14 protein-coding genes are annotated in these 22007 nt (G+C 67.9%); 11 read left to right on the top strand and 3 right to left on the bottom strand.

The window, feature by feature from the left end; all coding sequences use genetic code 11:
• Positions 1-76 precede the first annotated feature (76 nt).
• The 3 genes from ACZ4EF_RS31155 to ACZ4EF_RS31145 are packed head-to-tail and all read left to right on the top strand — an operon-like array spanning position 77 to position 3570.
• Complete coding sequence (locus ACZ4EF_RS31155) at positions 77-1549, top strand: SCO6880 family protein (protein ID WP_467507437.1); 1473 nt, start codon at positions 77-79, stop codon at positions 1547-1549.
• Between the two features lie 37 nt (positions 1550-1586).
• The gene (locus ACZ4EF_RS31150) at positions 1587-2039 is read left to right on the top strand and encodes a DUF6238 family protein (protein ID WP_467507435.1); all 453 of its coding nucleotides are present in this window, start codon (positions 1587-1589) and stop codon (positions 2037-2039) included.
• A gap of 28 nt (positions 2040-2067) precedes the next feature.
• Complete coding sequence (locus ACZ4EF_RS31145; protein ID WP_467507433.1) at positions 2068-3570, top strand: ATP-binding protein; 1503 nt, start codon at positions 2068-2070, stop codon at positions 3568-3570.
• A 28-nt stretch (positions 3571-3598) separates the two neighbouring features.
• Here ACZ4EF_RS31145 and ACZ4EF_RS31140 read toward each other — a convergent pair whose 3' ends face one another.
• On the bottom strand, positions 3599-4966 hold the full coding sequence (locus ACZ4EF_RS31140; RefSeq protein ID WP_467507431.1) for a hypothetical protein: 1368 nt from the start codon (positions 4964-4966) through the stop codon (positions 3599-3601).
• A gap of 144 nt (positions 4967-5110) precedes the next feature.
• Positions 5111-6553: a hypothetical protein gene (locus ACZ4EF_RS31135; protein WP_467507429.1), complete on the bottom strand. Its 1443-nt coding sequence runs from the start codon at positions 6551-6553 to the stop codon at positions 5111-5113.
• Between the two features lie 373 nt (positions 6554-6926).
• On the opposite strand from ACZ4EF_RS31135, the gene ACZ4EF_RS31130 reads away from it, so the two are divergent.
• The 4 genes from ACZ4EF_RS31130 to ACZ4EF_RS31115 all read left to right on the top strand — a co-directional run bounded on the left by ACZ4EF_RS31130 (position 6927) and on the right by ACZ4EF_RS31115 (position 9476).
• Positions 6927-8051: a hypothetical protein gene (locus tag ACZ4EF_RS31130; RefSeq protein WP_467507427.1), complete on the top strand. Its 1125-nt coding sequence runs from the start codon at positions 6927-6929 to the stop codon at positions 8049-8051.
• Between the two features lie 126 nt (positions 8052-8177).
• Positions 8178-8948 carry a hypothetical protein gene (locus ACZ4EF_RS31125; RefSeq protein WP_467507425.1) on the top strand — a complete coding sequence of 257 codons (771 nt, stop codon included), beginning with the start codon at positions 8178-8180 and terminating at the stop codon, positions 8946-8948.
• Positions 8949-8977: 29 nt separating this feature from the next.
• The gene (locus ACZ4EF_RS31120; protein ID WP_467507423.1) at positions 8978-9208 is read left to right on the top strand and encodes a hypothetical protein; all 231 of its coding nucleotides are present in this window, start codon (positions 8978-8980) and stop codon (positions 9206-9208) included.
• A gap of 16 nt (positions 9209-9224) precedes the next feature.
• On the top strand, positions 9225-9476 hold the full coding sequence (locus ACZ4EF_RS31115; RefSeq protein ID WP_467507421.1) for a hypothetical protein: 252 nt from the start codon (positions 9225-9227) through the stop codon (positions 9474-9476).
• A gap of 667 nt (positions 9477-10143) precedes the next feature.
• On the opposite strand, the gene ACZ4EF_RS31110 is transcribed toward ACZ4EF_RS31115, so the two are convergent.
• Positions 10144-15516, bottom strand: a complete 5373-nt coding sequence (locus ACZ4EF_RS31110) for an FG-GAP-like repeat-containing protein (protein ID WP_467507419.1) — start codon at positions 15514-15516, stop codon at positions 10144-10146.
• Between the two features lie 1619 nt (positions 15517-17135).
• Here ACZ4EF_RS31110 and ACZ4EF_RS31105 point away from each other — a divergent pair.
• From ACZ4EF_RS31105 to ACZ4EF_RS31090, 4 genes are all read left to right on the top strand, one after another.
• Positions 17136-18218, top strand: coding sequence for a hypothetical protein (locus ACZ4EF_RS31105; protein ID WP_467507417.1), 1083 nt, complete (start codon positions 17136-17138; stop codon positions 18216-18218).
• A 15-nt stretch (positions 18219-18233) separates the two neighbouring features.
• A complete protein-coding gene (locus tag ACZ4EF_RS31100) occupies positions 18234-19508 on the top strand; it encodes an MFS transporter (protein ID WP_467507416.1) in 1275 nt (424 codons plus the stop codon).
• A 74-nt stretch (positions 19509-19582) separates the two neighbouring features.
• The gene (locus ACZ4EF_RS31095; protein ID WP_467507414.1) at positions 19583-20815 is read left to right on the top strand and encodes an ATP-grasp domain-containing protein; all 1233 of its coding nucleotides are present in this window, start codon (positions 19583-19585) and stop codon (positions 20813-20815) included.
• A gap of 28 nt (positions 20816-20843) precedes the next feature.
• Positions 20844-22007, top strand: a complete 1164-nt coding sequence (locus ACZ4EF_RS31090; RefSeq protein ID WP_467507413.1) for a hypothetical protein — start codon at positions 20844-20846, stop codon at positions 22005-22007.

Raw genomic sequence — 22007 nt, 5'->3', positions numbered from 1 at the left:
CTGTCCGCCCCCTTCCTCCCGCACCCCGCTCCTGAGGCCGGCCACACTCCCGCCGCTTCTACCTTCTGGAACCGCTATGACTGACAACCGCGCCACCGAAGGCGCCCCGACCACCGTGAAGTTCCCCCATCGCAGCCGCCGGGGCATTCTTCTGGGCCTGACCGCGCCGCAACTGATCGTCGTCACCCTCACCGGGCTGCTGCTCCTGGCCGTCGTCCTCACCCGGGGCGTAGTCGGCGCACTGGAACTCATCCCGCTGTGGGTCGCGATCCTGCTGCTGGTCTTCGTCCGCTCCCGGGGCCGAAGCCTGGCCGACTGGACACCGGTCGTCGCCCGCTACGCCGTGCGCCGCGCCCGCGGCCAGCTCGTCTGGCTCGCCCGCCCGTCGCGCCGGCCGCTCCGCGAAGGTCTCCTGCATCTGCCGGGCACCGCCGCCTCGCTACGGGTGGTCACCGCACCCGACCGCCGGTACGGCGCCGTTCACCACCCCGGCACCGGCGCCCTGACTGCCGTCGTCAAGGTAAGCAGCCGCGCATACGCACTGCTCGACCCGGGAACCCAGAACGCGAACGTCTCCGGCTGGGGAAGGGCGCTGGCGGCGCTGGCGCGCACCGGGCAGGTCGCCCGGATCCAGGTGGTCGAGCGCACCGTCCCCGACTCCGGTGATGCGCTGCGCCGGTACTGGGAGGAGCACGGCAACCCTGATGCCCCGCTCGCAGGGCAGGTCTACAGCGAACTGATCGCGTCTGCGGGCCCGGCGGCGGCCCCGCACGAGGCGTATGTCGCGGTGTCGCTCGACGCCAAGGCAGCGCGGCGGCTGATCAACCAGGCCGGCGGCGGCCTGACCGGGGCCTTCTCGGTGCTGGCGCAGCTCACCTCCACCTTCGACCAAGCTGCGCGTACCGTCGGCCTCAACCCGTCGGGCTGGCTCAGCGCCGCCGAGATCGCCGCCGTGGTGAGGACCGCCTACGACCCCAAATCCCTGGCCGCGCTGGACCGCTGGTCGGACTCCGGGCACCCGTCAGCCGACCCGGCTGCCGCAGGTCCCGTCGTGGTGGTGGAGTCCGCCGACCACATCGCCACCGACACGGCCTTCCACACCACGTACTGGGTGGAGAACTGGCCCCGCATCGAGACGTCGGCAGGCTTCTTGCACCAGCTCCTGTTCCCCGCCGGGGTCCGCCGCACCCTGTCGCTGTCGTACGAGCCGAAGGGCCTGGACGCCGCGCTGCGCGATGTCCAGCGGAAAAAGGCCAGCGTGATCGCGGACGCCGCCGAGCGGGCCCGGCGCGGCCAGGTCGACTCCGAGGCCGATTCGATCGAGTACGCCGACATCAAGACGCGCGAGCGGCAACTGATCGCCGGGCACGCCGACGTGGCCCTGACCGGCCTGCTGACCGTCAGCGCAGACACCGAGGACGAGCTGCGCTCCGCGTGCGCGGTCGTGGAGACCGCAGCCGTCGGCGCGCAGCTCGACCTGCGGGCTTTGCGCTGGCAGCAGGCCGAGGCGTTCACCGCCGCCGCCCTGCCCCTCGCGCTGTCCGCCTGATGCCGGCCCCGTCCCTTCCCTTTGAGAGAGCACCCCCATGTCCCGCACCCCCGCCCCGACCGCGCAGGACTTCGTGCCCTTCGCCACCGCCGCCCTCGACTTCCACCGCGCCCTCAACATCCCCGCCGGCCCGCTCATCACGCCCCGGTCAGAACTGGACACCCTGCACGAGCACCTGGTCGCCGTGTACGAACTGCTCGACGCGCACACCCTGCGCACCGGCTCGCTCGTACCGGTCGAGGCCGACTGCCTGAGTGCCGCGCGCACCCGGATCTGGCAGGCCGCCGACCACCTCCACGCCGCCTACCACGCAGCCCCCCGGCCGGACTCCGGCGAGGTTCCCGACCGTGAGGCGTGCCGGGCCGGGCTGCCCGAGGGGGCTCCCGAGCTGACGATCTGCCGGCGCCATCAGATCACCGCCCGCCTGGTACGCCGCCGCAGCACCCCGGCCGACCTGCACGGGCCGTTCACCGGTCTCGTCCGCCACTGACCCGACCACCAGACCTGGAGAAACGTTCATGCCCCGCACCCGCGCCAGCGCCTCCCCTCTGTTCGTCCCCCGCAAGTCCTCCCGCGCCCAGCAGCGCGCTGCCCGCGCCGGGTTCGCCGAAGCCCGCCACAAGGCCCGCCGCGCCGGGGCCCCGCCGCGACAGCAGGGCGAGGAGGGCCTCGACCCGGAGCTGCGGCCGACCTACCCGCCCTCGGGGCGCCCCGGTCGGGCCTCCGCCCGCGGCGGGAAGCTGCGCCTGCCCGCCCACCGCATGACCACCGCGACCGTCGCCGGCGCCTACCCCTTCCTCGCCGAAGGCCGACTCGGGGCGGAGGGCATCTTCATCGGCCGGGATGTCCATGCAGAAGCCGGGTTCTGCTATGACCCGTTCTCGCTGTACAGCTCCGGCCGGATCGAGGGCTTCACCAACCCCAACGCCGTACTGGCCGGGATCATCGGCATGGGCAAGTCCGCCCTCGCCAAGTCGATCGCCACCCGGGCCGTCGCCCACGGCTACAAGGTCTACGTCCCGTGCGATCCCAAGGGTGAATGGAGCCCGGTCGCCGAGGCACTGGGCGGCTACACCATCGCCCTCGGCCCCGGTCTGCCCGGCCGGCTCAACCCGCTGGACGCCCCCGCCAAACCGGAGGCGGTCAGCGACGCGGACTGGGCGACCGAGACCCGCAAGCGCCGACTGCTGCTGCTGGCGGGTCTCGCGCGCACCGTCCTCAAACGCGACCTGCGGCCAATGGAGCACACCGCGCTCGACATCGCGCTCGATCAGGTCGTCGCCCACGCGGACGCCGTGCGCACCGTGCCGCTGCTCGGGCAGATCGCCTACGTTCTCGGCTCAACCGCCCACCTCGACGCCGCCCTTCCCGACCAGCCCGGACGCCTGGCATCGGCGGCACAGGATCTCGCACATGCCCTGCGCCGCCTGGTCCACGGCGACCTATCGGGGATGTTCGACGCACCGAGCACCGTGGTCTTCGACCCCAGGACGCCGATGCTGTCCATCGACCTGTCCCGGCTCGGCGGCGCCGGCGACGACACGGCTCTGGTGCTGGCGATGACCTGCGCCTCGGCATGGATGGAGGCCGCGCTGGCGGACCCGGACGGCGGCAGGCGCTGGGTCATCTACGACGAAGCGTGGCGGGTGATGCGGCATGTCGGCCTGCTGGAGCGGATGCAGTCCCAGTGGAAACTCTCCCGGGGGCTGGGGATCGCCAACATGATGATCATCCACCGCCTCAGCGACCTGCTGTCCGCAGGTGATGCCGGCTCGCGCGGCCGGGTGCTGGCCGAGGGCCTGCTCGCCGACTGCTCCACCCGCATCATCTACCGCCAGGAACCCGACCAGCTCGCCGCCGCAGCCTCCCTCCTCGGACTGACCGGCGTCGAAACCCAGGCCGTCTCCGCCCTGACCAAGGGCCGGGGCCTGTGGAAAGTCGCAGGCCGGAGCTTCATTACCCAGCACCTGCTCCACCCTGCCGAGCGGGAATTGTTCGACACCGACGCCCGGATGCGCTGATAAGCCCGTGGGTTCGTCAAGATCATTATCAGAGATCCTCGTCCGTGCTGAAGAAGACCGACTCGAACAGGTCGGCCGCGTCAACGAGGGGGGCCGTGGGCACCCGGAGTTCACCACGGGTCACCGCGTCGTTGCCATCCTCGGTGAGCTCCCACGAGACCTCCACCGAACTGGCATGAGGATCCTTCGCGATGACGACGTAGTCGTCTTGGTCGCTCGTCCAAACTACGTTCGGACGGAATGACTCCAGAGTGAGCACAACTTCGGCGCCCTCGCCGTGCGTGCTCCAGGTCACGAGATAGCCCCGGTGGAGGGGGCGGATAGTCGAGTGGTCGAAGCCCGCCAGGAACGGCTTGTGCGGCCCCAACACTGGTTCGACCGCCTTCTCGAAGTCTGCGTCGTCCGGGTCGAGGTAATCCAGCACCTCGCAGTTATGAAACGTCAGAACCAGATGGGGCTTGGACACGAAACGACCGCGACTGACGACCTGGATGCCGGCACCCGGCATCGCGACTCCTAGGAGGTGCTCCCGACCCTTAGCGATGTGCTCGGCCTTCTTGCTCTGCCATGCGCCGAGCGCCTGCTCCCGGTCCTCCGCCGACAGCGGCTTCGTGCTGCCGAAGAAGCTCGACCGCAATACGAACGGCGTCGAGACGAGAGCGTCTTCAGATGGTGGCGGCTGCTTGCTGAACTGCTCTTCTTCGTAGCGGCGCAGGCTCTCCAGTGTCTCCTCCACGCGGTCGACCCTGCAGATGGGGCCGAGCAGTTGCACCTCAAGGTCGATCGGCGGCCTCCCGCCCCTGCGGACTCGCTCGACGAGGGCGAGGACCTCTCCGGAGCGTGCGGGCCGCGTGTTGCTCGTGCCTCGAACGTAGATCGCGCCGTCCTCAAGGCTGTCGCGACGGTCGTCACTCTGATAGCTCTTGTGACATGGGAAGATCGTCTGGCCATCCTCTGGCGGCTGGGCGATGACGAACAGGACCTCATGGTCGGAGTCGATGCCGATCCTGCCGAACTCGAAGGCCGGGAACTGGGGCCCGAGATAGGGACGGAGCCGGTCCTCGAGCTCGTGCGCTTCGGTTCCGCGCAGTACTCCGGCAGCACTGTTCTTCTGTGCACCGATGACCAGGACCGCGTAGCCGTGAAAGTGTCGGGCCGCCTCCCCCGGACGCCGGTTCGCTGCGCCCAGAAGGAACTTTGCGATCTTGGCGGCGGTCGCCTTGCTGTTCATGTCGAGTGGGCTCTTGACCTCGAGGTAGGTCGTCTCGGCCTCGTCGCCGACAGCGACTACGTGCCCAAGAACGCCCCGTAGGGCGCGCTCACCGAGCGGGATGACGCTGGTGTCGAGAGCAGATGACCCGGCGTCCGAGTCATCTGACGGCAAGAGATCCGGCATGAAACGATTCTCCCATTCATGACCACCGGGCGGGATCGAACATCCGCCTCCGAGAAACCTGGACGCCGGTCAGGGCGCAACATAATGCGGTTCCGTGCGCCGCCGCGACCGCGCTCTCGCTACCGCCCAGAAGGGCCACGAACGTCATACCCGGCTAGCGGGGCGAAAGCGGCTCCAGAACCCCCGCCTGCGGTCGGCCTCCGCCATCTCCTCCTCTGAGACAGCAGGTGCAGCGCCTGGGCGCGAGCAGTCCAGCACTGCAGTGCGCACAGCTGACCAGTTCTGGGCCCGCCACCAGCCGAAGAGATCGGTCGTACTGAGAACCGGAAAGGTAAGAGTGCTGACGAACTCGGCGCGCTGGTAGACCTTCCGGCTCCGCCGGGCAGGATCCATCTTGTGCTGGTGATTCACGATCAGCGCGGCACATGAGACCGGCTGCGCGGGACGAAGCTCCGGCCACGTCGCGAGGTGACGAGTGAGGGCAGAGACCAGGCTCTCCGGCGCAGCACCACCCGCGGACTTCACCTCGATCAGACACGTGTCCCCGTCAAAGATCGCCAGCAGATCGGCCGATTTGGTGGCGCCCAGATCCTCGTCGAGGTCAGTGACCCTAAAGCCAGCTGCCCGAAGAACGGCGGCGACCGCCTCGGCCAACTCTCCGCCGGTCCCGTACAACAGTCCCGACCGCACCGGATCGGCGACCCGCCGGACCCGTTCCAGGTCAGCCTGAAGGCGAACCAGATCTTCGGCGTAGCTGCGCTCCAATTCCTCCAATGCGACCCGCGCGTCCGTTTCCGCAGCCGTTTCCAGATCGGGGTCAACCCCATGGCGAGCCCGAACCCGGCGAAGCGCGCCAGGAACATGATCGGGAAGGGCGCGCCGGACGACCCAGTCGATGATCGTGGACCAGTCCACGTCGTCCGGAATCACATACCAAACCTGCCGGCCATCCGCTGGCGCCCAACGGACAACCACAGGCTCGCCAAGGCGGTCAGTCAGGATCGGCACGAGTTCGCCGGCCGGATCGCTTACCGGCCCAAACCCTTCCTGAAGAAGCGGTTGGCGGAGGGTCATGGCCCACCACGGAGCCCGTGACGGCCTATTGAGCAGTCGCAGGCCCAAGTCACGGCAAGCCGCGTCCAGTCCAGAGGCCAAGGAGATGTCCGAGCCCGCGGGCAAGCGCCTGCCACCGAGCGAGTAGCTGTTATCCACCAGATCCACACTGGCGTCGTACCGGCTCAGCACCGAACGAGCGGTGTCATCAATCGCGTTGCCGAGGGTAGCAATGATCACGGCGGGCTCGTCACGCGACGCTGCCCCTGCGAGGAACCTCTCGAACTCGTCCGCGCCCTTATTCCAGAACCGGCTCGGGTTGATGGCCACCGGACAATCGCTGGTATCCATACCGAGCCAACGCGGCTCAGCCCCTACCTCGGCCCACTTGATCCCCGCATACCGGGCCGACGCCGTATGCCGCTTGAAGGCGTACTCGGCAGCCTCCGGAACCGGCTCGGGCGTCTCGGCAGGATCATCGACGGCGATATGAACACGGACCAGCCCGCTCGGCCCTGCGGATTGTGCAGACATGTCAGCACCGTAGCGCTCACCTACGACAGTCCGACCCGCACGTCCCGTCGGCGTCCCCGCTGAAACCTCCACATCTTAAGCCCCACCGCGCCCGGCTCGGCCGGCGAGGGTGTAGCCGTCTGCCGCGCTGGGTGACTCGGACGCAAGGTCCCATCCACGCCCGGCGCACAGAGTACTGCGACTACTCCCGGGACTGTCCCTCCGACGCATCTCCCGCCTGCCGGCCGCCACGCCCGCTGACGCCCGTACCACCAGATCCCGGACGGGCCAAAACGGCCAGGCGGCGAATCCTCGACTCAGCTTCACGCCCTCGCGGACGTCCCGCGCGGCGCGCCGTACCACCGGACGCGACCGGTAGAAAGGAGGCGCCGAGATGCAGCCCGATCAGATCGCGGTCACTATCACTCGGCAGGGCACCCGGATCACTGCACGCACCAGTGGCCCGCCCGCCCAGGACAACGCCACCAACACCTCCGTCCAAGAGCGGGGGTATGCCCACCTGACCGGCCCGCTGCGGCAGCGCGGACTGGTGTGCACCGTCGAGTACGGCCTCAGCGCATACATCGTCCACGCCGAACTCCCCGATGGCAGCGCCCTGATCATCTCCCCGCCCCAGGAACCGCCCGCCGACCATCCACCGGGCCACCCGCCGAGCTGGCTGGTCACCCGGAGCAGCCCGTACGACTCCACGGTGCACGAAGTCCTCTACAACTCCGAGCCCGGCGGGCCGCACGCCGGCAACGGTGGCAGCACCGCCCCGCTCCTGGCCGCCATCGACGCCCGCCTGGACCAGCTCGGCCTGGCATCACCGGTGCCGTCTGTCGCGCTCGAACCGTTCAACGCGGCAGACGCGCTTCTCCACCGCGCCGGCTTCGTCTGCGAAGTGACCCACCACGGGCGCTTCCACCACCTGCCTTTCGGGATGACCGACCCGGCCGAACAGCGCCACACGGTGACCCGGGCCGTCGGCATGCTGGGCGCCGAAGGCTTCGCCTACGCCGTCGAGGCCGACCTGCTCGACACCAGCCTCCCGGTACTGCCCGACAACGGGCCGAGCCTCGGCGACCGCCTCGCTCACCTCGCCCAGTCTCTGTCCCGGGCCGATCACAGCAGCCAGGCTGTCGCGGTGCTCAGCGAGCTGACCGCGCCCGGCGACGGAGTCCTGGACCGGCTCACCGAAGTCCTCGACGCCACGGCCGACTGGTGGGAAGGACTCGGCAAGGCCGCCGATCCCCTGTACGCCGACCGGCTGCGCCGCATCAACCAGCAGATAGTCGTCTCCTTCCTGGATATCCAGAATCTGCGCAACACCCTGGCCGACCGCCACACCGCTCACCCGCGGCGGACACAGCCTGACCCGGTGCCCGAACAAGAGCCTCGCGTCGCCGCCGCGCTGGCGTCCTCGCCGACCGCCCAGCGAAGCCATCCAGCACCAATCCCCAACGTTCCTGCCTCCACGGCCGCACCGCTCCCGGCCCGACCCGAGCGCACTCGCTGAACCACCTCACCCGATTCTCGCCAACCACCGGCCCTGGCCAGGAGGAACACCCCCTCATGATCCGCACCCGCAGACCGGTCACCCTCACTGGCCCCGCTGTCGCTACCCACCCCGAACGGATCCGCCGTGCCTCCTTCCGAAAACCCGCTCCCCGATATCACGGTCGGCTGCCACCCCGACTTCGGCATCGTCGCCACCCATCCCAAGGACCTCGCCGCCGGCGCCTGGATGCTCCGCGGCTTCGACTTCCACCCTGTCCCCGGCCACCCCGATCTGTACGTGCTCGCCGATCAGCAGCGCGACGGCGCAGGGCGAGCCACCCGGGCCGTCGACCTCCTGCGCCGCGCCAACTACCGGGTCCAGGTCGACGCCGAATTCGACACCTTCCTCGCAGCCCCGGAGCCGGTGCCCGCTGCCACCGTGTCCCAGCGCACCGGGCCCGAGGTCGCGTTCGCCGACCATCCCGGTCTCGGCATCGTCGCCGCCACCTCTGACCGCGCAGCCGCCGGGGAAGATCTCCTCGAAGAGCACGGCTGGCAGCGCCACCCCGGCCTGGACATCTACGTGCTGCCGCCGACTACCGGTCGCGATCAGGCTCTCGGCCAGGTCGTCCAGGCAACCGCGGCCATGCAACGCGCCGGCCTCCGGGTGGCCGTGCAGCCCGCCCTCGCACGGGATATCACCGCGCGGCATCGGCCCGCGGCGGCCAGGCCGGTGTCCCGGGAACGCAGCCCGGACGCCGCCGCGCGCCGGTCGGCCTCCCTCAGCGCTGCGGCGTTGGCCGCCAGTCCCGCCCGCGCCGGACTGCCCGGCACACCCCCGGTCCCGGCGCCCGCCGCTTCAGCCCCGGCCACCCGGCCGGTGGACCCGCGTGTGCCGTTCTCCCGCACCCGCTGACACCCCGACTCCGTTAAGGAACAGCCCTCATGGCCGTGAAGACGATTTACCAGATCACGCACTCCTGCGGACACATCGCCGAGCGGAACCTCGGCGACCGGCGCGCCGACGAGCGCGCAGGATTCGCCCGCTGGCTGACCGAGCGTCCGTGCACCGACTGCTGGAAAGACGCCCACCAAAGCGACGCCGTAAGCACGCACGAACGGCTGGAGAACCGGCACGCCGAAGGAGCAGGCGGAGTTCGAAGCCTGGTCCGCTAAGTACCGGGTGCCTCCCTTGGAGGGCACCGGGCGCGCGGTCGCCTGGGGTGTCCGCTGCCGACACCAATTCCTCGCCGCCGCCTACGCCGCTCTGGTCGTCGAGGGCGACACCGCCGAGACCGAGTGGGAAGCGATAGAGGACAAAGCCCGAACCGTCACCCGGGCCGGGTGGTGGACCTCGCAGCGAGATTCCGAGCCCGGCGATCTGGCCGCACTGCTCGACGCGGCCACCGATGTTGACCGCCCTGTGGAGAACACACGTTTCTGACCCCTAACCGCCGTCCTCCGGCTGCGGGGCACCGCCATCCGTAGTCCGGCGACACAAGGATTCCAGCGTTCGCCTTGCTTCCACAGGTTCTGCGCGAGTGCTTCCCTGACGCCCGTGGAGTCATGCAACTCCACTGTGGTCAGCCGCATCGGCACTGATCTGATCAGGTGCGCCGTTTGCCCCGTCAAACAGGCGGCGGCAATTTCATAGAGTGCCCTGCGGGACCGTCACACTCACTCAGATTTCACGCTCCGCGCTCCTGCCATTCATTCTCATCGAAGATAATTCGAACGAAATTTGGCTCAGGCTCTCCACGGACGGCGATTCTGATCGGCCAGTTGCCGCGACGAGGCATACGTAGCGTCTCGATGTCTTCCATGCCAGGCGCAGTTATCGAGAGCACCCCAGATTCCAGGACGAGAACTCCTTCATAGACAATACGTGCACCGCTGGGCACATCACCCCCGGCGTACACCTCTACGGTTACATCCCCATCCGAGTCGGATCGCGTAAATACGTATACGTGTCCGGGGGAGGCAACTACGTCGCGCGCATCCAATCCACCCTCGGGATCATCGTCTGTGCCGAAATCCCGAACGGAGAGCTGAGCCCATAGCGGCGACACCGTGAGAGAGGTAAGGAGCGTGCTCATTTCCACCCATCAAGTTCAGGGAGCGACCCATACGTGGGCGGCTACTCTTCTAACGTTTATCACAGCCACGAGGAAGGGGTCAAGGCGTTTCATTTTATTCCCTCGGAGGAATTTGCTCATATCCCGCCCCTGCTGCCGGTTTTCTGCGATTGACACACTCATCACCTGCGCACCGAGTCCACCCTCCCAGGTCGATGCGAACGGGTACTCATCGCAACTCAGCGGCCCTTTCCAGACAGCCTTACATCCGGCGAATTCTCGATTCGCCTCCGCTTCCGCGGCGTCTCGCAAAGTATGCAAAAAGAATGGCTTATGAGCCTCGATTGCCGACGCATCGTTGATTGCGATCTTCGGTGTTCTCTTTCCGTCGACCACGAATACCGGAAGGAACCTGCAGTACTTTTCGTCGAATCCGTAGGAAAATTCACAGTTAAGCACCGCGTCATCCCACTGAGGCTTGGTGAGACCGGCGGGCGTCGGCAGCAACTTCCAGGCAAGTTTGCTTAGGTCAATCTTTTTATCGACCATCCCAGCGCAGACAGCACCGAGAAGTCCGCCAACTACCGCGACTCTACCGATACCTACGCCTACAGAACCGACCCCGGCTCCGGGGGGAACGAATTTTCCACTAGGGTCAGTTTTATAAGTAGGCGAGTTGTCAGCGTACGAGTAGGTCGAATTGTACGGCGAGTGGATGCGGAGTTGGATGGGGTCGGTGGTGGTGAAGCGGCCGAGGGTGGGGTCGTAGTTGCGGGCGCGGAGGTAGAGGCCGGCGGCGCTGGTGGTGCGTTCGCGGTATTGGCCGGTGAAGTTGAAGGGGTTGGCGGGCGGGCTGGTGGCGGTGTCGGTCTGGGTGTACTGCCCGAACGCGGTGTAGGTGTAGCTGCTTTGGAGGGCGCCGGCTGCGTCGGTAAGGTCGGTCACGGAGCCGAGCTGGTCGTGATGGTAGTAGAAGCTGGCGCCGTTGCTGTTGGTCTGGGCGTGGATCTGTTCCAGCGGGTTGTACTGGTAGTTCGCGATGAGGTAGCCGGTGGCGTTGTAGTCCGACGATGCCTGCGGCAGGGTGTAGTTGGTGTCCCAGACGGTGGTGCGCTGGATCGCGCCGTTGGTGGACGCGGTGGTGCGGTTGCCGTCGGCGTCGTAGGTGTAGGCGTAGGTGGAGCTGCCGTTCGTCAGGCCGGCAAGGCGATTGTTGGCGTCGTAGGTGTAGGTGGCGTTGCCCGCGCCGGTCTGATTGCCGTCGTTGTCGTAGGTGAAGCCGCGGGTGGTGGTGCCGGCCAGGGTGGAGGTGAGCTGGTCGGCGTCGTTGTAGGTGTAGGTGGTGAGGGCGCCGTTGGTGGTGGCGGTGGTGCGGTTGCCGACGCCGTCGTAGGTGTAGGTCGTGCCCGCGGCCGCGTCGGGGCAGCTGGCGGCCTGGGTGGCCGAAGTGCAGTCGGTCAGGAGCCGGCCGGCCGGGTCGTAGGTGTAGTACTGGTAGCTGGTCGGCTTGCCCAGCCGGTCGGCGTCGATACGCGTGGGCTGCCCTGCACTGTCGAGGGTGAGCTGCCAGTTCGCCAGGGTGGTGGCGCCCTTGGTCGAGCCGATCGCCGTCATCCGCCCGTCGCGGTCGTAACTGCGCTTCTCGGTGTAGCCGTTGGCGCCCGGCATGACGGTCGAGGTGAGGTTGCCCGTCTGGTCGTAGCCGAAGTTCGTGGTCCCCCCGCCGGACTTCTGCGACGTCTGGCGACCGTCGTCGTCGTAGGTGTAGTCCGTCCTGCTGCCGGTTGCGGGGGCGGTGACGATGGTGGCGCCGGTCAGGTGTCCGGCGTTGTCGCCGCTGAACAGCCGCAGGTGGTTGCTGGTGTCGGTGGCGACGATGTCCAGGGTGGTGCCGGCGTTGAACTGACCGGGTGCCGGTGTGCCGAACGTGGTCCAGTCGGCGGTCTGGAGTATGTAGGTGCCGAAGCCGCCCGTGCCGGTGGCGGGGTAGAAGCGGAGTTTATTGTTGGTGGTGTCACGGGCGAGGAAGTCGGTCTTGCCGTCCTTGTTGAAGTCGCCCGGCACCAGGTACATCGGGTTCCAGCCGCCGCCGAGGTCGGTGCGGGTGTTCAGGGTGCCGTCGCCCTTGCCGGGATAGAAGTACAGGTGCCCGTCACCGGAATTGATCGCCAGGACATCCTGCTTGCCGTCGCTGTTGTAGTCCAGCGAGATCAGCCGGTACGTGGCCCAGCCAGGACCCACCGTGGTGCGGGCGCCGAACCCGCCCGTGCCGTTGCCGGGGTAGAAGTACATGGCATTCGCCGACGAACTGACCGCCAGGAAGTCCTGCTTGCCGTCACCGTTGAAGTCCCCGGCAGTCAGCGTCATCACGCCCCAGCCCTGACCGAGGTCGAACGCGGCGAAACCGCCGGACCCGTCGCCGTTGTACCGGAACAGGTGACCGGTGGACTTGTCGATCGCCAGCAGATCGACCTTCCCGTCCCCGGTGTAGTCGATCGGCAGCACCTGGCTGAACCCGGTACCGGTGCCGGTCAACGTGCTGCCGGTGGAGAACGTGCCGTCCTGGCGGCCGAGGTAGGTGCGGATCGTGTCGTGCGCGTCGGTGCGGATCACATCGGTGAGTCCGTCACCGTTCAGATCGGCCGTCACCGTCTGGGTCGCACCGGACCAGTCCAGTGCCGCACCGGCCGTGTAATCCTGGGCCCTGGAGGACAGCTGCCCGGCGTCGTCGTAGGTGTAGGCGAACGTGCCCTTGCCCGCCGACGGGGCGACCGACGTCAGCTGTCCGTTCTCGTTGTAGCCGTAGGTACGGGTGCCCAAGCTGTCGGTGACGGTCTTTCGCTGCCCTGTCGCGTCGTAAGTGAAGGCCACCGCCGGGGTGCTGTCGCTGTACGTGGTGCCGGTCGCGAGGCCCCGGCCGTCGAACGCCGTGGTGGACACAATGCCGCGCGCGTCGGTGACCTTGGCCGGATTGCCGTCCTGGTCGAACTCGACGGACTGCTTGTGCCCCAGCGGGTCGGTCACCCCGTTCTGCCGACCCGCGTCGTCGTATCCGTACGTCGTGGTGTGCCCGTTGTCGTCCGTGCGCGTGGCCAGCGTGCCGCTGACGTTGTACGTGTAGCCGGTGACCGCACCGTCCGGACCGGTAACCTTCTTGATCTGCCCCAGCTCGTCGTACTCGGTCTTGGTGACCTGGCTCAACGGATCAGTGACCTCAACAACGCGGTTCGCCGCGTCGTAGTCGGTCGTCGTGACCTTGCCGAGCGCGTCGGTCACCCTCGTCTGGTTGCCGGCCGCGTCGTAGTCGTACGTCGTGGTGAACTTCGCCTTGTCCGCACCCGCCACATTCCCGCGAGGGTCGACCTGTGTGCGCATCCTGCCGTCGAAGTCGTACGTCCAGGACGTGACGAAGCCCAGAGGTGTGGTCTGGCTGATGTGGTTGCCGACCGCGTCATACGCGTCCGTGGTCACCCTGTTCAGCGGGTCGGTGACGGTGAGCTGACGGTCCGCATCGTCGTACGTGTACGTCGTGACCTTGGCACGGGCATCCGTCGTCGAAGCGATGTTGCCATTGCCGTCATAACTGGTCTTCGTGGTGTGGTTCAGGCCGTCGGTGACCGAGACGACGCGGTTGAGCGCGTCATAAGCCGTCGTCGTCCCGGCGCCGGACGGGTCCACAGTCTGAGTGCGGTTGCCGTTGCCGTCGTACCCGTATGTCGTCGTGAACTTCGCCTTGTCCGCCCCCGCGACATTGCCGCGCGGCGTCGTCATCGACACCTGCCGGTTGGCACTGTCGTAGGTGTAACTGGTCCTGTTCCCCAGTGCATCGATCGTCGCTGACGCGTTCCCCGCAGCGTCGTACTCGGTCCTTGTCACCTTGTTGTCCGGACCCGTCACCGACGTCCGCCGGTTGAACTTGTCGTATCCGTACGTGGTCACCCGGTTCAGCGCGTCCGTCGTCGTCAGGACGTTGCCATTGTCGTCGTAGGTGTAAGACGTCCCGTGCCCCAGCGGATCGGTCTGCGTCTTCAGCCGACCAGCCGTGTCGTACTCGTACGTGGTGGTGAACTTCGCCTTGTCCGCCCCCGCGACATTGCCCCGCGGATCCGTCTGCGACGTCATCCGGCCCGCACTGTCGTACGTCGAGGACTCGACGTTCCCCTCCGGATCCGTCGTCGATGTCGGATTCCCGGCACTGTCGTACCCGTAGTGGGTGACGCGATTGCCCGGCTCGGTCATCGTCTCGACCTGACCGGCTGCCGTATAGGTATACGTCGTCACACCGGGCGGCCCCGACTCCGACAGCACCCGGTCGCTGGACCCGTCGTAGGTGTACGTCGTCGTGTGACCACGGCCGTCGGTGTGGGAGGTCAACCGGTCGGAGGTGTCGTAGACCCATGACTCCGACACATCGCCGACCTGCGCCGACTTCACGTTGCCGTGGCTGTCATAGGTCATGTCGGTAGCTGCATTGTTGTTGTCGTACAGCTCGGTGATGTTGAGCGACGGATCGTACGTCCGGTCCGGGCCGTGGCCGAGCGGATCGTAGCTGTAGAGCAGCACACCGGCCTGATACACATCCGTCCAGATACCGCCATTGGGATCAGTCATGTCCGACTCCCCCGAACCCGCTGGCTCGCCGACAGTCGGCGTCCACGCGAACGTGGTGGCCTTACCGTCGGCGTCGAGCTGCTGGGAAATCCGGCCGGTCGTCGCGTCGTAAGTGTTCTGCGTGATCGTCCGACCCGCCGGGTCGACAATCGTCGCCAGCCGACCCGCCGCGTCGTACGAGTAGTGAGTAACACCGCCGTCCGTGCCGGTGACACCAGTCAACTGCCCACCGGTGTAGGCGTAATGCACCGAGCGGCCGTCCTCCAGCGTGACGGCGTTCAATCGGCCGCTGCCCGCATCGACGTCAAATGACGCAGCACGGCCCGCAGCATCCGTGACCGTCGTGAGGACGCCGGAAACGTAGGCGAGCGAAAGGCCGTGGCCGTCGCTGTCCTTGACCGACGTCAGCCGGCCCGACTGATCGAACGAGCGGGAACTGTGGTCCAGCGCGGTGACGGTGAATCCCCCGGTGACCGCCTTCAGCGTGTACCGGACCGGCTTCGGCGTCGCGTACGACCCGTCACCGTTCTTCGTGAACACCACACGCGCACCGTCGGAGTCGACCAGCGTCGCCTGGTCACTGGCGAGCGTCAAAGACGACTCGAAGCCCAGAGACCAGCCCTTCCCCAGCAAACCGGTCGTGGACGTCGCGTCCGACCGGTACGAGCGCGCCAGCGAAAATGGCACCCCTGCGCCGGGCACCGCCGCATCTGTAATCGTCTCGGTCACCGTTCCCGTAGCAGTGTTCACCGGATCCGCACGATTGGTCTGGTGCGAACACGAACACTGACCGTCCATCCCGTCTGGGATACCCGGAGTGTAGACAGCGGGTGCAATCGGGGATGTGACTGGGGCGCCCCAAGCATAAGGAACGATGGTGACGTAATACTCATTCGGTGCCGTATAAACGTACCGTTCCTGAAGCTGAGTGGGAAACGAGATTTTTGCGTAATAGTTTGTTCCGGCCTTACCCTGTAGCACGCCGTCGTTTATGTCGAACTCACACAGATTTCCGAGCGTGGTCGCAACCCACTTGAGGCAAATTCCAGTTGTGTCGCCGTCTACAAGATTATCTCTATCGGTGTAACGATCGGCAACTAGCGAATTATCTGAAGCTCGGAATAGTTGGAGATGCATAAAAAACGGCCAGTAAGGTCCAGTGGGATCCACCAGCACTTCCCACGTCGTCCTGCCTGGCGAGGCATGAGTGGCCACTCTGGGATTCACCGGCGGGAATCCAACCGCAGCGGAAATATCACCGTCATCATAGGGTTCGACACCTCCCTTGACCTTTGCAGCATGGGGCGTCCCAGATGTGGGCACGAGAACAGAATGAGCAAGAGAATTAGGGATGGACTGATTTGGGTCAAGTTTTGCGCGTTTCAATGATTTATCATCAATGCTTGCCGCCTTATGCGGCCAGGAAATCGAAACCTCAGAATCTCTCAGCCTACCTTTGGATGCAATATCCAATACGGCTGCTCTTCGGCTGTGCGTTACCTGGGAACGCCGCTCCGCGAGAGTCATTGCGCGCTCGGGCCTCACCGGACGTGCCGGAGACCCCGAAGTCACAGATGTTGCCGTTCGCGAAGACTTGGGACCGTCATCGTTGCCGTGGGCACCGGCTGTTGCTGGAAGACCGACCCCGAAAACAGCCGCAGTCGCCCACACCGCAATGCCTCGCCGCACATGACGCCATGACCCACCCACCGGATCCCCCCACGGAATCTTCACACGACACTCAGAAGCAATGATTGTTGTGGCAGCTCGAAGCAGCGTCAAGTGCATTCCGAAAGCGGAGTAATGAATTAACTGGCCAATAACTACTAAATTGGTGCAATCCACGTGATAGTCAGCCCGCGGAGTGCGTTTCGGCGGTCGCATCGGAGTCGGGGCACTGCCAGGGGCTGAGGGTGGTTCGCCACAGCCTCGAGACCGGACCAACTGCGGTCGTGTCCAAACGGACCTGGGTATTGCCCTGCGTTGGCGATGGTTCGGCGACGCGTGGATGCGGATGCGTCAGCAGGGTGGCTGCGCACGGCGCCGGTGATACGTACCATCATCCGCATTCTCACCGAACCGACGCGTACGTCGCGGTACGGGACCGAACCCGCCAAGGGCTTGCGAGGACCTTGGTCTCCGCCATAGCTGGCAACGAACGTGTAGGGCCTCTACCACCAGTTCCCAGACGGGCCAAATCACGGATTCTGCGGATCCTCATCACCCGGAAGCCCGATCACGGGCTTCACGCCGTCGCTCTCCTTCGAGGTCCATGCCGTGATTGCCCATCTTCAGCGCGCCAGCAACACCGCCGGTCTGTTCGCCTACCTCTACGGGCCGGGCGAGCGGGGCGACCAGAGCAATCCCCGTCTGGCCTGCTCACCCACGCCGACAGCCTGCCCAACCTGGCCCACGCGTTGGACGCGCCCGTCGTGCGCCTCGGCGCCAGCGCGCCGGAGCGGCCGGTATGGATCTGCTCGGTCCGTTCCGATCCCTGCCAACGCGATCTGAGTGATGACCAGTGGGCGGATGTCGCCCGCCGGGTGGCGGAGGTCTCTGTCGCGTCCGGCGGCGATCCGGACGCCTGCCGCTGGATCGCCGTGCGCAATCAGCCCCGGCAGGTGCACGTCGTGGCGACCCTCGCCCGCGAGGACGGCCGCCTGCACAACGCCTACCGCGACGCCTTCCGTGTCCAGACCGAGTGTCGACGCATCGCCGCAGAAATCGGCCACCTGCCGGCCACATCACAGCCCACGCCCCCCGTACTGGAGACGCCGATGCCCATTACCGTCACCATCGCCGCCGAGCCGAGCGGCAGCGTCGTCGCCCGCGGCGGCGACAGCCTCGCCAAGTCCCTCCTGAACCACGCTGGGTTCGCCTACGACTGGCGCGGCCCCAGTCACCGGCTGCCGACCTCTATGGACCGGCACGAACAGGCATCTGTTGCCGTCCACGCGGCCGACATGCTCCGGGCCGCCCGCTGCTACACCGTCGAACTGGATCCGGTTCTTGAGAGCGCGGCAATGGTGACGGCCAGTGCCGCGCGCTTGGTCGGGGACGGTCTTCTCGATCTGACCGACCGGATACGTGCCACCACCACGGCCGACGGGCTTGCCCGTGAAGTCAGCACGGTCGCGGCCCCCGACACAGGTGTCCTCGACCGGCTGACCGAGGCGCTGTGTGCCGCAGAGGAACAGCTCGACGACCTCGACCCACTTGGCACGGCGCATGAACTCGGTGACCGCCTCGGGGTGGCGTGGGAGCACGTCGGCGCCGCGCAGAACGTCCTGCTCGGTATCGACGCCCACATTCGCCGCGTCGGTGAGGGCGACGCCCGGATGCGCACCGCCACGGCAGATCCGGCATCGACACGCCACGCGGCCCTGTCCTCCTCGCCCGCCGCGACCCAGGCGTCAGCCTCCCGGACCACCACCCCCTCCGGACCGGCCGCGGCGCCGCCCGCCGGCCCGGCGCGCGACTCCGCTCCCCGGAACCGGTGACCGGCGATGCGCGTGATGCCCGCCCTCCGCCTCCGTTCCGACGGTCAGGCGCCCCTCTATCTCATGCGGGCCGCCGATGCCCTGGCCAGCGCCACGGCGACCTACGCCATCCCGCTGCTGGTGCTGATCACCACCGGCTCGACCGCCCTGACGGGGCTGGCATTCCTGCTGGAGTGGACACCGCGCCTGGCAGCCTTCACCTTCGCCGGAGCCCTGACCGACCGCTTCGGCGCCGCTCACGTCTTCCGTTCCACGAACTTCTTCCGCGCCATCCTGGTCGCTTTGATCGCCGGCCTGCTGACCACCCTGCCCAGTACGGGGACCGCGACAACGATCGTTGTCCTGGTCTTCGGGTCGGTGTCGGGGCTGCTGGCGGAGGTCTCCTTCGTCGCGGTGGAGACCCTCGGCGCCGAAGCCGGCCGTCATCTGGGAGACCAGGCGCATCGTCTGCAGGCTGCGCAGACCGGGATCGACCAAGGCGCCGTACTCGTCGGCCCATTGATGGGCGGCGCGCTGCTGCTGGCCGGACCGGGCGTACTGCTGGCCTTGGTCGCACTGCTGGCGATGACCGCAGCGGTCGCCGCGCCCATCGCAGCCGAGATCACGGCGGACCACCGTCGTGCGCCGAGCAGTCTGATCACCGGGTGGCGGACCCTGCGCCGTACTCCGGCTCTGGCGTGGCTGGTCGCCGGGCTCGCCGCGTCCAACCTGGCCTCCGGCGTCCTGCAGGCCGCCGCCCCGATCACCGTGGTCCACCGCTTCCACTACTCCACCGCCGCTGTCGGTGCAGTGTGGAGCGCGGCGGCCGTCGCCTCCCTGTTCACCGTGATCGCCACCCGGCGGGCCATGGACCGCTGGTCGGTGTGGCCGGTCGGCGCCGTTGCCGGCGCCGTGTCGACCGTCGCCTGCCTCGGCGTCGGCCTGGCCCCCGGTTTCGCCGCCTACACCGCCGCCGTCGCCGTGCTGATGGCGGCCGAGGGCGCGCTGACCGTGGTGCTGCGCACCCTGCGTGCCCGTGCCCGGCTCATCCCGCCCACGGAGTTCGGGTCGACCCTGGCGGTCACGATCATCGTGGTGCTGCTGCCGCTGCCGATTGCCGGGGCACTGGTCGCGGCCGTGCCCGCCGACGGCCTTCCGCATCTGCTGCTGGCTTGCGCCGCCGGTCAGGGCGTGGTGCTCGCCGCGTGTTTCGGCGGACTGCGCCGCCACCGCTCCGCCTGCGAACCGCCATCGCGCACGGTCCTGGCGGTGCACCGCAGCGACCGGGCCCAGCCGGTGGACACGCCATGACCACCGTCGTCCCGACTCCGCCCCTTTTCCCGCTCTCCCTTGTTCCCGTCCGTCTCCCGCCCGGAGGTTCCCGCATGTCCCGCACCACCAGCCCGCTGCTCATCGTCGTCGGCGGCACCGACCCCGACTACCGGGGGTACTGCCTGGAACAGGCGGCTGCCACCTATCAGGTCGCGCTGATCGACGTCAAGCCGCCGGCGTTCAAGCCGCACCTGGTCGCCGACTTCGAGGTCGCCGCCCCCCACGACCCCGCGGCCGTGCTCGCCGCCGGGCTCGCCCTGGCCGGCCGGCACACCGTCGCCGGAGTCGTGACGTGGGACGAATACTGCCTGGTCCCCACAGCCCGGCTCGCCGCAGGCCTCGGCCTGCTCGGCAACACCGTGGAGTCGGTGACCGCGGCCCGCGACAAGGCCGCCAGCCGCGCACGGTTCGTCGCACACCACGTGCCGTCGGCGGCGTACGCCTGCGTCGACACCCTCGACGAGGCGACCGCCGCAGCGGCCCGCACCGGATACCCGGTCGTCCTCAAACCGGCATCGCATGCCGCGAGCATCGGTGTCATCCGCGTCAACAGCGCCGAAGAGCTGCCCGCCGCCTGGGAGTTCGCCGCCGCCGGAGCGGGTGCGATGGGCCCGGAGGGGTCCGGGGTCCTCGTCGAGGAGTTCCTGCGCGACCCGGAGATCAGCGTGGAGTGCGTGACCGTCGGCGGTACGACCACGGCGGTGGCCGTCACCCGCAAGGACGTCGGTTTCGAGCCGTTTTTCGAGGAGACCGGGCACACCGTGACCGCGGGCGACCCGCTCCTGCCGCACGTCGCGCCGGTCGCCGCGAAGGCGGTGAGCGCCCTGGGCCTCACCGACGGCGTCCAGCACGTCGAAATGCGACTGACCGCGAACGGACCGCGGCTGATCGAGGTCAACGCGCGCACCGGCGGCGACCGGATCGGCACCCTCGTCCGGCTCGCGACCGGCATCGACCTGCCCCGCGCCGCCGCCGACATCGCCTGCGGAAACGTTCCTTCACTGACACCGACCGCCCACCGAACGGCCGCGATCAAAATCCTGTACCCGCCGGCCAGCGGCACGCTCGACACGGCTCATCTGCCGGTCAAGCCCGGCGTCGCCCCCGGCTGGCTGCGCGAGGTGACCTGGCTGCGCGCGGTCGGCGACCGTGTCGCGCTGCCGCCGCACGGCGATCTGTCCACCGCCCGCGTCGGCTTCTTCATCGTCACCGCCGACAGCGCCGGCCACGCCCACACCCGCTGCGACCTCCTCTGCGAGAGCCTGACGCTGACCGTGACGCCGTGACAACCGGCCACGGTGCAGAGGACACGTCATGGAGGAAAACCGTCACCTCGGCCACGTCCTGTTCCCCTCGGTTCAACGCGACCCCCCGTTCACCGACGAGGACGTCCGCCGGGCTGCTGCTGAAGTCTGCGCCCAGGCCCTGCAACGGCTCGACCACCCTTCTGGAACCGGGGAGTTCCTGCAGGACCTGGCCATCGACAGCTCGCACATGGTCGGCAGCCGGGATACGAGGTCTGTTCTGCGGGCCGGCGGCTTCGCCGCCGTCGCCGACACGGTGCAGTGTCTGGTCAGCGACGCGGCCGACCACGCCTACCTCGCCACCTCCGGCCAAGACGCCCCCGGCACCGACGCGGTCCCGGTGTCGCTGGACCACCTCGTGCCGCCAGGCGTGGAGCCGTGGGCGACCGGCGCGGACGTCCGTCACGCCGCCGTCCAGCTCGCTCACGAACTCGTCGAAGAGGAACTACGCGACGGTCCGATCTTCACCGGCGTCCTGGACGAGCCGATCGCATCGACGTACTCCCTCGACGGCCCGGCCCCGGTCTGGGGCTCCCTTCCCCCGCAGCACCTGATCCCCGCCCTGCACCAGATCCACCGCACGGTCCTCCAAGCACAGCACCACATCGGTGCGGCTGTGGACGCAGCCGTCCGCGCCGACGCCACCGGAATCCAACAGACCGGTGCCCGGCCCGTGCCACATCACCGCAATCCAACGTTCCCGCTGACCCGGACAAAGGAGCATGCCGCCATGGGCCAACCGTCCCGTCCCAACCGCGCCGACCTGTACGGCACCGACGTCGAAATCTGGTACGAGCACGGCGTGTTCGCCGACACACGCACGGGCGCACCCGATGCCGCCCACCAGATCCTGTGGGAGCACGGCTTCATCCTCGACCCGGACTGGCTCGGGCCCCACTGCCGGATCCTGGCCCGTGACGATGGCTGGGCCGCCGACAAGACCTGCGCCACCCAGGCAGCCGAGGCCCTCACCCGGGCTGGTTTCATCACCAGCCTCGACCCGATGCTGCTCGTCCGCGGTGCGATGGTCGCCGACCACGACCGCTACCAGCGCCGCCGGCAGGCCGCGACCCGCCCCTCCCCCGCCGCTGGCGCCGTACGCACGCCCTCACCGCCCGCACCCGCCGCACCGGCACCCGCTCCGACAGCATCCGCGAACACCCGCACCCGCTAG

This window comes from Streptomyces sp. NPDC025721, from assembly GCF_055558595.1.
This window is presented reverse-complemented; position numbering and strand designations above follow the sequence as displayed.